At 64.2% G+C, this 16389-nt stretch carries 13 protein-coding genes; 12 read left to right on the forward strand and 1 reads right to left on the reverse strand.

All coding sequences use genetic code 11. From position 1 onward, the window contains the following. Positions 1-347 precede the first annotated feature (347 nt). A complete protein-coding gene (locus tag PQT43_RS28345; protein WP_272755291.1) occupies positions 348-503 on the forward strand; it encodes a hypothetical protein in 156 nt (51 codons plus the stop codon). Positions 504-585: 82 nt separating this feature from the next. After that, positions 586-1518, forward strand: coding sequence for a DHH family phosphoesterase (locus tag PQT43_RS28350; RefSeq protein WP_272755292.1), 933 nt, complete (start codon positions 586-588; stop codon positions 1516-1518). Here the strand turns inward: PQT43_RS28350 and PQT43_RS28355 are convergent. Beyond that, entirely contained in the window at positions 1515-2435 is a 921-nt protein-coding gene (locus PQT43_RS28355) for a MurR/RpiR family transcriptional regulator (RefSeq protein WP_102879756.1), read from the reverse strand. The two genes, PQT43_RS28350 and PQT43_RS28355, sit on opposite strands and share 4 nt — an antisense overlap. Positions 2436-2747: 312 nt before the next feature. On the opposite strand from PQT43_RS28355, the gene PQT43_RS28360 reads away from it, so the two are divergent. The 10 genes from PQT43_RS28360 (at position 2748) to PQT43_RS28405 (ending at position 16175) form a co-directional block, all read left to right on the forward strand. Further along, positions 2748-4688: a bifunctional 5-dehydro-2-deoxygluconokinase/5-dehydro-2-deoxyphosphogluconate aldolase gene (locus tag PQT43_RS28360; protein WP_272755293.1), complete on the forward strand. Its 1941-nt coding sequence runs from the start codon at positions 2748-2750 to the stop codon at positions 4686-4688. Between the two features lie 94 nt (positions 4689-4782). Beyond that, positions 4783-5691 carry a myo-inosose-2 dehydratase gene (gene iolE, locus PQT43_RS28365; RefSeq protein ID WP_272755294.1) on the forward strand — a complete coding sequence of 303 codons (909 nt, stop codon included), beginning with the start codon at positions 4783-4785 and terminating at the stop codon, positions 5689-5691. Next, positions 5688-6494 (forward strand): 5-deoxy-glucuronate isomerase, encoded by an 807-nt coding sequence (gene iolB, locus PQT43_RS28370; protein WP_110653633.1) that lies wholly within the window; start codon positions 5688-5690, stop codon positions 6492-6494. Before iolE ends, iolB begins: the two co-directional genes overlap by 4 nt. A gap of 43 nt (positions 6495-6537) precedes the next feature. Continuing rightward, positions 6538-8037, forward strand: coding sequence for a CoA-acylating methylmalonate-semialdehyde dehydrogenase (locus PQT43_RS28375; protein WP_272755295.1), 1500 nt, complete (start codon positions 6538-6540; stop codon positions 8035-8037). A gap of 36 nt (positions 8038-8073) precedes the next feature. Continuing rightward, complete coding sequence (locus PQT43_RS28380) at positions 8074-8895, forward strand: TIM barrel protein (RefSeq protein ID WP_272755297.1); 822 nt, start codon at positions 8074-8076, stop codon at positions 8893-8895. A 69-nt stretch (positions 8896-8964) separates the two neighbouring features. After that, complete coding sequence (gene iolD, locus PQT43_RS28385) at positions 8965-10902, forward strand: 3D-(3,5/4)-trihydroxycyclohexane-1,2-dione acylhydrolase (decyclizing) (protein ID WP_272755298.1); 1938 nt, start codon at positions 8965-8967, stop codon at positions 10900-10902. Positions 10903-10936: 34 nt separating this feature from the next. Continuing rightward, positions 10937-11947, forward strand: a complete 1011-nt coding sequence (locus PQT43_RS28390) for a Gfo/Idh/MocA family protein (RefSeq protein WP_110596971.1) — start codon at positions 10937-10939, stop codon at positions 11945-11947. 539 nt (positions 11948-12486) lie between these two features. Further along, entirely contained in the window at positions 12487-13413 is a 927-nt protein-coding gene (locus PQT43_RS28395; protein WP_102864452.1) for a sugar ABC transporter substrate-binding protein, read from the forward strand. A gap of 104 nt (positions 13414-13517) precedes the next feature. Continuing rightward, complete coding sequence (locus tag PQT43_RS28400; protein ID WP_110597018.1) at positions 13518-15083, forward strand: sugar ABC transporter ATP-binding protein; 1566 nt, start codon at positions 13518-13520, stop codon at positions 15081-15083. 69 nt (positions 15084-15152) lie between these two features. After that, on the forward strand, positions 15153-16175 hold the full coding sequence (locus PQT43_RS28405; protein ID WP_102864453.1) for an ABC transporter permease: 1023 nt from the start codon (positions 15153-15155) through the stop codon (positions 16173-16175). The last annotated feature ends 214 nt before the right edge of the window (positions 16176-16389 follow it).

A 16389-nucleotide genomic window follows, 5' to 3' on the forward strand; every position in this document is an offset into this window, starting at 1 on the left:
TTCGGCTGGAGATCGTCAAGCAAGGTCCTGCGGACCTTTGCGCAGCTTCGCCGTGGCTCAGCAGCGGCTACAGGGCCAGTGCCGATCCGAGGTTGGTGTAGCCGCTGCCGCAGGCTGCGAACGGCACGAAGGGCCGCAGCGCTCTTGAGGTCCCTGCAAGTTCGGCTGGAGATCGTCAAGCAAGGTCCTGCGGACCTTTGCGCAGCTTCGCCGTGGCTCAGCAGCGGCTACAGGGCCAATGCCGATCCGAGGTTGGTGTAGCCGCTGCCGCAGGCTGCGAACGGCACGAAGGGCCGCAGCGTTCTTGAGGCCGCTGCGAGTTCGGCGGGTGATCGTCAAGCAAGGTCATGCTGCAAGGGGTGATTGAACATTGCCAGCAGGTGCGCCGGGCGCCAGCGGTGATCATCGGCTATGCGGCCCTGAGCCTGGCGCAGATTCGCTTCAGCGGTGCGCGTCTGGCGGCGCTGCTGGTGGCCGAGGCGGGGCAGGAACATGAGCGGTGAGCCCTGACGGTCATCGAGCTGTCATCTCGCTCGGGCACCCTCGACGCCCCGGCCTTCGGCCTTTGTGGATTACACGGACGTCATGATCATTGTCACCGCCGGTGCGGCCTATCTGGATATCGACGCCTACGCCGGCTGCATCGCCTACGCCGAATTGCTCAACCTCAGCGGCCGCCCGGCCCGGGCCCTGAGCAGCGCACCGCTGAACGAGAGCATCCCGGCCCATTTCCGCCAGCAGCTCAAGGGCCTGGACCGCCACGTCCCGGAGGGCGCCGATCAGTTCGTGCTGGTGGACATTTCCAACCACCTGCACCTGGACCCGTTGGTGGACCTCGCCCGGGTGATCGAGGTCATCGACCATCACCCCGGGTTCGAGGCCTTCTGGGACGAGCGCCTGGGCAAATACGCCGATATCCGCCAGATCGGCGCCGCCTGCACCCAGGTCTTTGAGCGCTGGCGCGATTCCGGGTTGCTGCCCAGGATCAGCCGCGACAGCGCGCAATTGCTGGCGGCGAGAATCCTCGACAACACCCTGAACTTCACCGACCAGGGATGCACCGCAGCGGACCGCCAGGCCTATTCCGCCCTGGCCGCCCATGCAGGCCTGGGGCCGCAGTGGCCCGAAGCGTATTTCCAGCAATGCCAGCAGCAAATCGAAGCGCAACTGGCGCAGGCCTTGCTCAAGGACCTGAAGGTTCTTGAACCTTCCAGCAACCTGCCAAGGCGCTTTGCCCAACTGACCCTATGGAATGGCGAGGGTTTGCTGGCGCGCCAGCGCAGCCTGATCGAGCAGGTGCTGGGGCAGTGGGGCGATGACTGGCTGCTGAACCTGATCAGCCTCAGTGAGGGCAAAAGCTACCTGCTGACCGGCAGCCCGGGCAGTGCCCGCAAGCTGGAGCGGCTGCTGGAGTGCAGCGCCCTGGACGGCGTGCATTGCCTGGCCCGGCCGATCCTGCGCAAGGAGCTGCTGCGCAAGGGCCTGGCGCTCCAGGCCCCGTCCTGTCGGACGGGTTAGTCGTCGAAGCCGCCCTGTTCGTGGATCTCGTCCATCTTCAGTTCCAGGCGGTAGGCCACGGCGATGAACAGCGCCTGGCACAGGCACAGGGTGGCGCTCAGTGAGCGGAAGGCGAAGGAGCTGCCTTCATTGACCAGCAGCACGCTGTTGGCGCGCTTGGCCAGGGGTGACAGGGTGCTGTCGGTGATGATCAGGGTCTTGGCCTGGTTGTGCTGGGCAATGCGCAGGCAGTGCTGGGTCTCTTTGCCATAGGGGGTGAAGCTGATGGCGATCACCAGGTCGTTGGGGCGGATGCTGCGCATCTGCTCGCGGTAGCTGCCCCCCAGGCCCGACACCAGATGAATGCGCTTGTTGGTGTGCTGCAGGTTGTACACCAGGTAGTCGGCCACGGCGAAGGAACGGCGCACCCCCACCACGTAGATGTTGTCGGCGTTGACCACCAGGTCCACGGCCTTGTCGAAGGCCGTGTCGTCCAGTTCCAGGCCCAGGCGCTCGATCCCCGAGAGGGTGGCGTTGACGCATTCCCGAGCCAGGTCGCCGCCGCTGGCCTTCTGCGACTTGTTGGCAATCATGCTGCGGATGCGCTGCTGGTAGTTCTGTACCGGCGTGGCCTTGTGGGTGTAGGCCTGGCGAAACAGCGCCTGCATTTCACTGAAGCCGCTGAAGCCGAAACGCTGGGAGAAGCGCACGATGGCCGAGGGATGCACTTCGCATTCCCGGGCGATGTCGCTGATGCGGTCGACCATGATCCGGTCGCTCTGCTGGCTCATGTAGCTGGCAATGCGCTTGAGCTGGCGCGGCAGGCTCTCGTATTCCTCGGTGATCAGTTGCAGCAGGCGTTCGGCATTGATCGGAGGGCTGACGAGGTCGCTCTCGGGCGTGCTCTCGGACAAGGCCGGCTGATCGGTGCGGGACATAGAAAATCCTTCTGGCTTGTGCTTATGGGAACGGCCTGTGGCCCCGTCCCCTGACAATAGGTGGGCAGCCGGCAGTCTACAGGGTAGGGGCCCATAAAATCTTCGGGCTGATGCCGGCCGGCACCTTGCTGAAACGATGCATGACCTCTGGCTCAGGCTAGAACAAGTTTAATGGAAAAAATATTCCACGTAAAAAACTTATAGAAAAAATATTGATTGGTGCCGAGAGACGTTTTAGTCTGCATCCACCAAGAGTGTTCGGCGCCTGCCAAGGGCGGCGAGCACAGGCTGATAAAAATAACAGGAGCCAGCATGGGCCAGACTCGTTTTGCCAGTGGGCGTCAATTGGATCTGATTTGCCTCGGACGCCTGGGCGTCGATCTCTATGCACAGCAGGTCGGTGCGCGGCTGGAGGATGTCAGCAGTTTTGCCAAGTACCTCGGCGGCTCGTCGGCGAACATTGCCTTCGGCACCGCGCGCCTGGGCCTCAAGTCGGCGATGTTGAGCCGGGTCGGCGACGATCACATGGGGCGCTTCCTGATGGAGTCCCTGGCACGCGAAGGCTGTGACGTCAGTGCCATCCAGGTCGACCCGCAACGCCTCACCGCCATGGTCCTGCTGGGCCTCAAGGACCGCGAAACCTTCCCCCTGGTGTTCTACCGCGAGAACTGCGCGGACATGGCGCTGCGCGCCGAAGACATCGACGAAGCCTTTATTGCCTCCAGCAAGGCCTTGCTGATCACCGGCACCCATTTCTCCACCGACGGCGTCTACCGGGCCAGCCTCCAGGCCCTGGACTACGCGCAAAAGCACGGGGTCAAGCGGGTCCTGGACATCGACTACCGGCCAGTGCTCTGGGGCCTGGCGGGCAAGGCTGACGGCGAGACCCGGTTTGTCGCCGATCACCAGGTCAGCCAGCATGTGCAAAGCATCCTGCCGCGCTTCGACCTGATCGTCGGCACCGAAGAAGAATTCCTCATTGCCGGCGGCAGCGACGACCTGCTGACGGCCTTGCGCACGGTGCGCTCTTTGAGCGCCGCGACCCTGGTGGTCAAGCTCGGCCCGCAAGGGTGCACGGTGATCCACGGCGAGATTCCGCAGCGCCTGGAAGACGGGGCGATCTACCCCGGTGTGCGGGTGGAGGTGCTCAACGTGCTGGGCGCCGGCGATGCGTTCATGTCCGGCTTCCTCAGTGGCTGGCTGGAAGACGCCAGCGATGAGCGCTGCTGCCAGTTGGCCAACGCCTGCGGCGGCCTGGTGGTGTCGCGCCATGCCTGTGCCCCGGCCATGCCGACCCGCGCCGAACTGGACTACCTGTTCAGCAGCCCGGTGCCCATTACCCGTCCCGATCAGGACCCGGTCCTGCAGCGCCTGCATCAGGTCAGCGTGCCGCGCAAGGCCTGGAAGCAATTGTTCGTCTTTGCCTTCGATCACCGTGGGCAACTGGTGGAACTGGCGCAACAGGGCGGCCAGGACCCGACGCGCATCAGCGTCCTCAAGCAGCTGTTTATCCAGGCGGTGGAGCGGGTCGAGCAGCTGCTGCGCGAGCAGGGCGTGGCGGCCGATGTCGGCCTGCTGGCCGACCAGCGCTTCGGCCAGGATGCGCTGAATGCCGCCACCGGGCGCGGTTGGTGGGTGGCGCGTCCGGTGGAGGTGCAGGGCTCGCGGCCGCTGGCCTTCGAGCATGGGCGCTCGGTGGGCAGCAACCTGATCGCCTGGCCCCAGGAGCAGATCATCAAGTGCCTGGTGCAATATCACCCGGACGATGAACCGCTGCTGCGCCTGGAGCAGGAAGCACAGATCCGCGGCCTGTATCAGGCGTCCCAGGTCAGCGGCCACGAGCTGCTGCTGGAAATCATCCCGCCCAAGGACCTGCCCGGGGCCCATCCCGAGGTGCTCTACCGCAGCCTCAAGCGCCTATACAACCTGGGCATTTACCCGGCGTGGTGGAAGATCGAGGCGCAGTCGGCCGAGGAGTGGCAAAAGCTCGACGAGCTGATCCAGGAGCGTGACCCGTACTGCCGTGGCGTGGTGCTGCTGGGCCTGAATGCCTCGGCCGAGTGCCTGGCCGAGGGCTTCCGGCAAGCCGCCAACAGCCAGACTTGCCGTGGTTTTGCCGTGGGCCGGACGATTTTCCAGGAGCCGAGCCGTGGGTGGCTGGCGGGGGAGATCGACGACGAAACCCTGATCCGGCAAGTGCAGGGCACCTTCGAGCAACTGATCAACGCCTGGCGCAGCGCCCGCTCCCAGTAGGAGCCGGCTTGCCGGCGCCGTCGCTGGCAAGCCAGCTCCTACGAGTGCGAGGCCGTACTCCACGCTTTCATGAATAACAACAAAAGGTGCAGCCATGCCCGCTATCCGAATTGGCATCAACCCGATCTCCTGGAGCAACGACGACCTGCCGGCCCTGGGCGGTGAAACGCCCCTGAGCACCGCCCTGAGCGAAGGCCGGGACATCGGTTACCAAGGCTTTGAACTCAACGGCAAGTTCCCCAAGGACGCCAAGGGCGTGGGCGATGTGTTGCGCCCTTATGACCTGGCGTTGGTCTCGGGCTGGTACTCCAGCCGCCTGGCCCGGCGTTCGGTGGCGCAGGAAATCGACGCCATTGCCAGCCACGTCGAACTGCTGAAACGCAACGGCGCCTCGGTGCTGGTCTACGGCGAAGTGGCCGACTCGATCCAGGGTTCACCGGTGCGCCTGATCGAGCGTCCGCGCTTCCACAGTGAACAGGCCTGGCAGGATTACGCCGACAAGCTCACGGAGCTGGCGCGCTTCACCCTGTCTGAGGGTGTGCGCCTGGCCTACCACCACCACATGGGCGCCTACGTCGAGTCCCCGGCAGACATCGACAAACTGATGAGCCTGACCGGCGAGGAAGTCGGCCTGCTGTTCGATTCGGGCCACTGCTACATGGGCGGCGGCGAACCCTTGGAGGTGCTGCGCAAGCACATTCGCCGCGTCTGCCACGTGCACTTCAAGGACGTGCGCAAGCCGGTGGTGCAACTGGCGCGCAACAACCTGTGGAGCTTCCCGGACTGCATCGTCAACGGCACCTTCACCGTGCCCGGTGATGGCGACCTCGATTTTGCCGCCTTGCTCGACGTGCTGCTGGACGCGGGCTACCAGGGCTGGCTGGTGGTGGAAGCCGAGCAGGACCCGGCCGTGGCGCCGAGCTACGTCTATGCGAAAAAAGGTTACGACACCCTGTGGGCCCTGCTGGACGCCGGCCTGCACCGCAGGAGTACTGCCCAATGAGCCTGCTGGTGAAAAGCGCGGCCAAGGGCCGGACCCTGGTCCAGCTGCCAGAGGGCGCCCTGGAATACGTGGGCTTCAGTGCCTACCGCCTGAGCCTTGGGGAAAGCCTGCCGGTCAGTGCCGGCGACCAGGAGCTGTGCCTGGTGCTGCTCAGCGGCCGCATCGATGTGCAGGGCCAAGCGCCCCAGGGCGCCTTCCAGTGGGACAACCTGGGGGACCGGCAATCGGTGTTCGAAGACAAATCGCCCTTTGCCGCCTACCTGCCGCCGGGCAGCCAGGCCCAGGTCAGCGCCTTGAGCGAGGTGCAGATTGCCCTGTGCGCCGCCCCGGGTGATGCCGCCGCTGGCCTCGGCGCGCGCCTGATTCGCCCGGAGCAGTGCAAGCGCAGCGTGCGCGGCAAGGGCGCCAATACCCGTTATGTCTGCGACATCCTGCCCGACAGCGAGCCGGCCCATTCCCTGCTGGTGGTGGAGGTGCGCACGCCGTCCGGGCATTCCTCCAGCTACCCGCCGCACAAGCACGACACCGATGACCTGCCGCACCAGAGCTTTCTGGAAGAGACCTATTACCACCAGATCAACCCGCCGCAGGGCTTTGTCTTCCAGCGGGTCTACACCGACGACCGCAGCATCGATCAGGCCATGGCCGTGGAAAACAGCGACCTGGTGGTGGTGCCCAAGGGCTATCACCCGGTCAGCGTGCCTTACGGCTACGAGTCCTATTACCTGAACGTCATGGCCGGGCCCAAGCGCGTCTGGCAGTTCCATAACGACCCGCAGCACAGCTGGCTGCTGGATCTCTGAAGCGCCGAACTCAGACGGCAACCCTTTACGGAGAACAAGAACAATGAGCGACACCCCGGTAATAGGTCATTACATCGGCGGTCAGGTGCAGGACGCTGGCGAACGTTTCAGCCAGGTGTTCAACCCGGCCACGGGTGCGGTCCAGGCCCGCGTCGCCCTGGCCAGCCAGAAGACCGTGGACGAGGCCGTGGCCGCGGCGCTGCGGGCCTTTCCCGCCTGGTCCGAACAGTCCTCCCTGCGCCGTGCGCGGGTGATGTTCAAGTTCAAGGAGCTGCTGGACCGGCACCACCAGGAACTGGCGCAGATCATCACCCGCGAGCACGGCAAGGTGCTGTCCGACGCCATGGGCGAGGTGACCCGTGGCATCGAGATCGTCGAATACGCCTGTGGCGCGCCGAACCTGTTGAAAACCGATTTCAGCGACAACATCGGTGGCGGCATCGATAACTGGAACCTGCGCCAGCCCCTGGGCGTGTGCGCCGGGGTCACGCCGTTCAACTTCCCGGTGATGGTGCCGCTGTGGATGATCCCCATCGCCCTGATCAGCGGTAACTGCTTCATCCTCAAGCCGTCCGAGCGCGACCCGTCCGCCAGCCTGCTGCTGGCGCGCCTGCTGACCGAAGCCGGGTTGCCCGAAGGGGTGTTCAACGTGGTCCAGGGCGACAAGAGCGCGGTGGACGGTTTGCTCCAGCACCCGGACATCGAGGCGATTTCCTTTGTCGGTTCGACGCCGATTGCCGAGTACATCCACCAGCAGGCCAGCGCCCGAGGCAAACGCGTGCAGGCCCTGGGTGGGGCCAAGAACCACATGATCGTGATGCCCGACGCCGACCTGGACCAGGCCGCCGATGCACTGATCGGTGCGGCCTACGGCTCGGCCGGCGAGCGCTGCATGGCGATCTCCATCGCCGTGGCGGTGGGCGAGGTGGCCGATGAATTGATCGCCAAGCTGCTGCCGCGTATCGACCAGCTCAAGGTCGGCAACGGCTTGCAGGGCGACAGCGACATGGGGCCGCTGGTGACCGCCGAGCACAAGGCCAAGGTTGAAGGTTTCATCGACCAGGGCGTGGCCCAGGGCGCACAGCTGCTGGTGGACGGTCGCGGCTTCAAGGTACCGGGGGCGGAGCAGGGCTTTTTTGTCGGCGCCACCCTGTTCGATCACGTCACCACCCAGATGAGCATCTACCAGCAGGAAATCTTCGGGCCGGTGCTGGGCATTGTGCGGGTGCCTGATTTTGCCAGCGCAGTGGAGCTGATCAACGCCCATGAATTCGGCAATGGCGTGTCCTGCTTCACCCGCGACGGCGGCGTGGCCCGGGCCTTTGCCCGCAGTATCAAGGTGGGCATGGTCGGCATCAACGTGCCAATTCCGGTGCCCATGGCCTGGCATTCCTTCGGCGGCTGGAAGCGCTCGCTGTTCGGCGATCACCATGCCTACGGCGAGGAAGGCGTGCGCTTCTACAGCCGCTACAAGAGCGTGATGCAGCGCTGGCCCGACAGCATCGCCAAGGGCCCGGAGTTCAGCATGCCGACGGCCAAGTAACGGTCGCGACGCGATGGATTTTGGAGAACAAGAAGAATGAGCCAGCCCCTGCGTTTCGCCCTGAATCGTATGGTTGCACCGCGTTTGTCACTGCCGGCGTTTATCGACCTGGCGCTGACGCTGAAGGTCGATGCCATTGAGCTCCGTAACGACCTTGCGGGCGTGGAAATCGAGGACGGCACGCCGCCGCAGCGGGTCCGCGAATTGTGCGCGGCCCAGGGCATCAAGGTGTTGTCGATCAACGCCCTGTACCCCTTCGATGTGTGGAACGACGAGCGTCGCCAGCAGGCCCTGAAACTTGCCGCCTATGCCCGTGCCTGCGGCGCTGAGGGGCTGGTGTTGTGCCCGCTCAATGACCCTGCCGATCCGCGCACTGAGGCCCAGCGCAGCAGCGGTTTGCACAGCGCTTTGACCGAGCTGGCGCCGATTCTGCGGGATCACGGCCTGCTGGGGTTTATCGAGCCCCTGGGCTTTGAGGAATGTGCGCTGCGCCACAAGCGCACGGCAGTGGAGGCGATCCGTGCCATCGGCGGCCTGGATGTGTTGCGCCTGGTGCACGACACCTTCCACCACCACTTGGCCGGCGAGCATGAGTTGTTCCCCGAGCTGACCGGGCTGGTGCACATCTCCGGGGTCGAGGATCGCCAAGCGCCGCTCAACCGCATTCGCGACGGCCATCGGGTACTAGTAGGCGAGGCGGACATCCTCGGCAATGTGGCGCAGATCGACACGTTGTTGAGCGGTGGCTACCGCGGCTACCTGTCGTTCGAGCCTTTTGCCGAGAGCGTGCACGGGCTGGCGGACATCCAGCAGGCGCTGGCGGCGAGCATTGCCCACTTGCGGCAGGCCCTGGCCTGAGGTCATTTCCTTGTGGGTGCAGGCAAGCCGGCTCCCGCAGGGCGACATAACAAGATGAAGGTGCAAACCATGAGTACGACACGCTTGACCATGGCCCAGGCCCTGGTGAAATTCCTCGATAACCAATACGTCGAGGTGGATGGGGTCCAGAGCAAGTTCATCGCCGGGGTCTTCACCATTTTCGGCCACGGCAACGTGCTCGGCCTGGGCCAGGCCCTGGAGCAGGACAGTGGCGACCTGGTGGTGCACCAGGGCCGCAACGAGCAGGGCATGGCCCACGCCGCCATCGGTTTCGCCAAGCAGCACCTGCGGCGCAAGATCTACGCCTGCAGCTCCTCGGTGGGCCCCGGCGCGGCCAATATGCTGACCGCGGCGGCCACCGCCACGGCCAACCGGATTCCCTTGCTGTTGCTGCCGGGGGACGTCTACGCCAGCCGCCAGCCGGACCCGGTGCTGCAACAGATCGAACAGTTCCATGACCTGAGCATCAGCACCAACGATGCCTTCAAGGCCGTGAGCAAATACTGGGACCGCATCAACCGTCCCGAGCAACTGATGAGCGCGGCGATCCACGCCATGCGCGTGCTCACCGACCCGGCGGAAACTGGCGCCGTGACCCTGGCATTGCCCCAGGATGTGCAGGGCGAAGCCTACGATTACCCGGATTCCTTCCTCGCCAAGCGCGTGCATCGCATCGACCGCCGCCCGGCCACCGAGGCCATGCTCGGCGATGCCCTGGCGCTGCTCAAAGGCAAGCGCAAACCGCTGATTATCTGTGGCGGCGGGGTCAAGTATTCCGGGGCCAACCGGGCGTTGCAGGCCTTTGCCGAACGCTTCGGCATTCCTTTTGCCGAAACCCAGGCGGGCAAGAGCGCAGTGGTTTCCGAGCATCCGTTGAACGTCGGCGGGATCGGCGAGACCGGCTGCCTGGCGGCCAACCTGCTGGCCAGGGACGCCGACCTGATCATCGGCATCGGCACCCGCTACAGCGATTTCACCACCTCGTCGAAATGGCTGTTCCAGCACCCGGAGGTGGCGTTCCTCAACCTCAATGTCTGCCCTGGCGACAGCCTCAAGATGGAGGGTGTGCAGCTACTGGCCGATGCCCGCGCCGGCTTGCAGGCCCTGAGCGAAACCCTGGGCCGCAGCGGCTATCGGGCGGCCTGGGACGGACAGGTCAGTGCGGCCAAGGCGCAGTTGGAGGCCGAGGTGGACCGGGTGTATCAGGTGCAATACCAGGACGATGGTTTTGTCCCGGAGATCAACGACCACATGGACCCGGCGGTGCTGCGCGAATTCATCGAGCTGACCGGTTCCTGCCTGACCCAGAGCCGGGTGCTCGGGCTGCTCAACCAGGCCTTGCCCGAGGACGGCATCATCGTCGCCGCCGCCGGCAGCCTGCCCGGCGACCTGCAGCGCAGCTGGCGCAGCAAGGGGGTCAACAGCTACCACGTGGAATACGGCTATTCGTGCATGGGCTACGAGGTCAACGCGGCCCTGGGGGTCAAGCTCGCCGAGCCGGATCGCGAGGTGTACGCCCTGGTGGGCGACGGCTCCTACCTGATGCTGCACTCGGAGCTGGTCACCTCGATCCAGGAGCGGCGCAAGATCAACGTGGTGCTGCTGGACAACATGACCTTCGGCTGCATCAACAACCTGCAGATGGGCCACGGCATGGACAGCTTCGGCACCGAGTTCCGCTACCGCAACCTGCAGAGCGGCAAGCTCGACGGCGGCTTTGTGCCGGTGGACTTCGCCATGAGCGCCGCCGCCTACGGCTGCAAGACCTACAAGGTCAGCACTGAGGAGCAACTGCTGGCGGCCCTGGCCGATGCCCGGACCCAGACGGTATCGACCCTGATCGACATCAAGGTCTTGCCCAAGACCATGATCCACAGCTACCTGTCCTGGTGGCGGGTGGGCGTGGCCCAGGTGTCCACCAGCGAACGCACCGATGCGGCGGCCAAGACCCTTAATGAACGCCTGGCCCAGGCCCGGCAGTACTGATTGCTCTGCAACGAACAACAACAGGAGTATCTGCATGTCTTTGAAACTTGGCGTTATCGGGACCGGGGCCATCGGCCAGGATCACATCCGTCGTTGCAGCCAGACCCTGCTGGGCAGCCAGGTGGTGGCGGTCACCGACATCAACCTGGCCTCGGCGGCCAAGGTGGTCAGCGACCTCAAGCTCAGCGCCGAGGTCTATCCGGATGGCCACGCGCTGATCAAGGCGGCGGACGTCGAGGCGGTGCTGGTCACCTCCTGGGGCCCGAGCCACGAGGAATTCGTGCTGGCGGCGATTGCCGCGGGCAAGCCGGTGTTCTGTGAAAAGCCCCTGGCGGTGACCGCCGCCGGCTGCCGGCGCATCGTCGAGGCCGAAATCGCCCACGGCAAGCGCCTGGTGCAGGTGGGTTTCATGCGCCCCTACGATGCCGGCTACCAGGCCTTGAAGGCGGTGATCGACAGCGGCCAGATCGGCGAGCCGCTGATGCTGCACTGCGCCCACCGCAACCCGCGGGTGGGGGAGAACTACAAGACCGACATGGCCATCACCGACACCCTGATCCATGAGCTGGACGTACTGCGCTGGCTGCTGGCTGACGACTATGTGTCGGTGCAGGTGGTGTTCCCGCGCAAGACCAGCAAGGCCCTGGCCCACTTGCGCGACCCGCAGATCGTGCTGCTGGAAACCGCCCGTGGCACGCGCATCGACGTCGAGGTGTTCGTCAACTGCCAGTACGGCTACGACATCCAGTGCGAAGTGGTGGGGGAGAGCGGTATCGCCAGGCTGCCGGAGCCGTCCCAGGTGCAATTGCGCAGCGAAGCCAAGCTGTCCAACGCCATCCTGATGGATTGGAAGGAGCGTTTTATCGCCGCCTATGACGTGGAGTTGCAGGCCTTTATCGACGGCGTGCGCGCCGGCCAGGTAGGCGGGCCCTCGGCCTGGGACGGCTTTGCCGCCGCCGTGGCGGCCGATGCCTGCATCGAAGCGCAGGGCAGCGGCCAGATCGTCAAGATCGAGCTGCCTGAGCGCCCGGGCTTCTACGCCTGACCTTGTACCGGGCCCGCCCGGGGGGATTTGCGGGGGGCGCCTCCGGTTGGGCGCCGCTGAACCGCCGCCCGGGTTTTCCCCGGGCGCGCCCCCATTGCGCTTGGGCGCACATTCGCCACGGGGCCAGGATTTTCAAGGCTTTAACTGATTTAGAATAAAATTCTAAAATGAGTTGATGTGGAAATTATTTTCCAATAAAGTCATTTTCAGGTTGCCGACTCGCTAGGTCGCACGCCCTCAAGCAAACCATGAGAGGCGTGCGGACCGACCCACAAAAACAACAGGTACCGTCGATGAAAACCTTCACTAGCACCATCCTCGCTCTACGTTCGCGGTTTCGCAGCTCGCCCGCGCCAACCTCCGCTTCGCCTCGGCCCAGCCGCTCTGCCGTCCTCCTGACCTGCCTCGGCTTTCTGTGTGTAGAACGCAACGGTTCACTGCTGTGCTGCGTACCCGGTGCCCCCATCGTGCATCTGTCGCTCTGAGTGGTTTCTGCGCTTTATCCATAAAACCTACAAGAATGTGGAGAAAGACCTGTGATGAACACCAAGATCCGTTTTGCCTCGCTTGCACTGTCGATGCTGCTGGCCAGTGGGGCCGCCTTCGCCGACATCAAGATCGGCGTGAGCATGTCGCAGTTCGATGACACCTGGCTGACCTATCTGCGCGAGTCGATGGATCAGAAAGCCAAGTCCCTGCCCGATGGCGTCAAGCTGCAGTTCGAAGACGCCCGCAGCGATGTGGTCAAGCAATTGAGCCAGGTCGAGAACTTCATCAGCCAGAAGGTCGACGCGATCGTGGTCAACCCGGTGGACACCGCCGCCACTAAGAAAATCACCGAGGCTGCGGTGAAGGCCGGCATCCCCCTGGTGTACGTCAACCGCCGCCCGGATGACCTGAACCTGCCCAAGGGCGTGGTGACCGTGGCTTCCAATGACCTGGAAGCCGGGAAAATGCAGATGCAATACCTGGCCGACAAGATGGGCGGCAAGGGCGACATCGTGATCCTGCTGGGCGACCTGGCGAACAACTCCACCACCAACCGCACCAAGGGGGTCAAGGAGGTGCTGGCCCAGTACCCGGGGATCAAGGTCGACCAGGAACAGACCGGGGTCTGGCTGCGGGACAAGGGCATGACCCTGGTCAACGACTGGCTGACCCAGGGCCGCAAGTTCGACGCGGTGGTGTCCAACAACGATGAAATGGCCATTGGTGCCGCCATGGCGCTGAAGCAGGCCGGAGTCGAGAAGGGCAGTGTGCTGATCGCCGGTGTCGACGGCACTCCGGATGGCCTGCGTGCGGTGAAAAAGGGCGAATTGGCGCTCTCGGTGTTCCAAGACGCCAAGGGCCAGGCGGACGGTTCCATCGATACCGCGGTGAAGATGATCAAGCATGAGCCGGTAGAGCCGGCGGTGTGGGTTCCGTATCGGCTGATCACCCCGGACAACGTCGACCAGTTCAAGTAACGCCGCTCACCTTCCAGAGCTGTTCCAGAAGAACAGGCTCTAACAACAATAAGTAATAAGTGGCAAGGCGGCCTCGGGCGGCCTTGCCGATGGAGTACCTGATCATGTTCTCTAGCGCGACTGCCTCGAGCACCCCGCTGGCGGGTATCTTGCCTGCCGCCACATCGATTGAAGAACCCTATCTGCTGGAGGTCATCAATGTCAGCAAGGGCTTTCCCGGTGTGGTCGCCCTGTCCGATGTGCAACTGCGGGTACGCCCGGGAACGGTGCTGGCGCTGATGGGCGAGAACGGCGCCGGCAAGTCGACCCTGATGAAAATCATCGCTGGCATCTATCAGCCGGACGCCGGCGAGCTGCGCCTCAAGGGCCGGCCGGTGGTCTTCGAAACGCCCCTGCAGGCCCTGCAATCGGGCATCGCCATGATCCATCAGGAGCTCAACCTGATGCCGCACATGAGCATTGCCGAGAACATCTGGATCGGCCGTGAGCAGCTCAACGGCCTGCGCATGATCGATCACCGCGCCATGCACCGCTGCACCGCGCAGTTGCTGGAACGCCTGCGCATCAACCTCGACCCCGAGGAGCAGGTGGGCAACCTGAGCATTGCCGAGCGGCAGATGGTGGAGATCGCCAAGGCGGTGTCCTACGACTCCGACGTGCTGATCATGGACGAACCGACCTCGGCCATTACCGACAAGGAAGTGGCGCACCTGTTCTCGATCATTGCCGACCTCAAGGCCCAGGGTAAGGGCATCATCTATATCACCCACAAAATGAACGAAGTGTTCGCCATCGCCGATGAAGTGGCGGTGTTCCGCGACGGTGCCTATATCGGCCTGCAACGGGCCGACAGCCTGGACGGCGACAGCCTGATCTCGATGATGGTGGGGCGCGAGCTGAGCCAGCTGTTTCCCCAGCGCGAGAACCCCGTCGGCGATCTGCTGCTCCAGGTCCGCGACCTGCGCCTGGACGGGGTGTTCGACAGGGTGTCGTTCGACCTGCACGCCGGGGAGATCCTCGGCATCGCCGGGTTGATGGGCTCGGGCCGGACCAATGTCGCCGAGACCCTGTTCGGCATCACCCCCTGCGACGGCGGCGAGATGGTTCTCGACGGCCAGGCCCTGCGCATCAGCGACCCGCACCAGGCGATCGAGAAGGGCTTTGCCCTGCTGACCGAGGATCGCAAGCTCAGCGGGCTGTTCCCGTGCCTGTCGGTCCTGGAAAACATGGAAGTGGCGGTGCTGCCGCATTACGCCGGCGGCGGTTTTGTCCAGCAGAAGGCCTTGCGTGCCCTGTGCGAGGACATGTGCAAGAAGCTGCGGGTCAAGACCCCGTCCCTGGAGCAATGCATCGATACCTTGTCCGGGGGCAATCAGCAGAAGGCCCTGTTGGCGCGCTGGCTGATGACCAACCCGCGCATCCTGATCCTTGATGAGCCGACCCGGGGTATCGACGTCGGGGCCAAGGCCGAGATCTACCGCTTGATCTCCTTCCTCGCCAGCGAAGGCATGGCGGTGATCATGATTTCCTCGGAGCTGCCCGAAGTGCTGGGCATGAGCGACCGGGTCATGGTCATGCACGAAGGTGAACTCATGGGCACCCTCGACCGCAGCGAGGCGACCCAGGAACGGGTGATGCAATTGGCGTCAGGAATGTCGGTGGTGCACTGATTCTTCAATCGATGGCGGCCGGTGGCGCTGTGATTCGCCGCGGCCAGGCACTAACAAAGGTGAGTGGTTATGAACGTGATGTCTGAAAACAAACCGGCCGCGGCGCCCGCTAGAACGCGCCGGCGCCTTCCCACCGAACTGAGTATTTTTCTGGTCCTGATCGGCATCGGCCTGGTCTTCGAGCTGTTCGGCTGGATCGTGCGTGACCAGAGCTTCCTGATGAACTCCCAGCGCCTGGTGCTGATGATCCTCCAGGTGTCGATCATCGGCCTGCTGGCCATCGGCGTGACCCAGGTGATCATCACCACGGGCATCGACCTGTCCTCGGGCTCGGTGCTGGCGCTGTCGGCGATGATTGCCGCCAGCCTGGCTCAGACCTCGGACTTTGCCCGGGCAGTGTTTCCGTCCCTGACCGACTTGCCGGTGTGGATACCGGTAGTGGCCGGGCTGGGGGTGGGCCTGCTGGCGGGGGCGATCAACGGCAGCATCATCGCCATCACTGGTATTCCGCCCTTTATCGCCACCCTGGGCATGATGGTCTCGGCCCGCGGCCTGGCCCGCTATTACACCGAAGGCCAGCCGGTGAGCATGCTGTCCGATTCCTACACTGCCATCGGTCACGGGGCGATGCCGGTGATCATCTTCCTGGTGGTGGCGGTGATCTTCCACATCGCCTTGCGCTACACCAAGTACGGCAAATACACCTACGCCATCGGCGGCAACATGCAGGCGGCGCGCACCTCGGGGATCAACGTCAAGCGCCATCTGGTGATCGTCTACAGCATCGCCGGGTTGCTGGCGGGGCTGGCCGGGGTGGTGGCCTCGGCGCGGGCCGCCACTGGGCAGGCGGGGATGGGCATGTCCTATGAACTGGATGCGATTGCCGCGGCGGTGATCGGCGGCACCAGCCTGGCCGGTGGCGTGGGGCGGATCACCGGCACGGTGATCGGCGCGCTGATTCTTGGCGTCATGGCCAGCGGCTTCACCTTTGTCGGCGTGGATGCCTACATCCAGGACATCATCAAGGGCCTGATCATCGTGGTGGCGGTGGTCATCGACCAGTACCGCAACAAGCGCAAGCTCAAGCGCTGATCCACCAGTCTGTTGTCGGCGCCGGCTGGCCAGCGAAGGCGCCCAAAAGATGAGGTACAACGGACGGGGCTGTTCGCCGGCACGTTGGTTTTTGCGGCGGAGAAACGGGGAAAAAGGCTCCGAATCCGCCGTCCGGTACTGCCGTTTGTCTTCTAAAAGACCTGCTCGTATGGAATTTTTTGTTATAAAAGCACTCTGACAAGCGCCACCAAAG

The sequence above is a fragment of the Pseudomonas sp. BLCC-B112 genome (genome assembly GCF_028550695.1).
Lineage (GTDB): Bacteria > Pseudomonadota > Gammaproteobacteria > Pseudomonadales > Pseudomonadaceae > Aquipseudomonas > Aquipseudomonas danubii.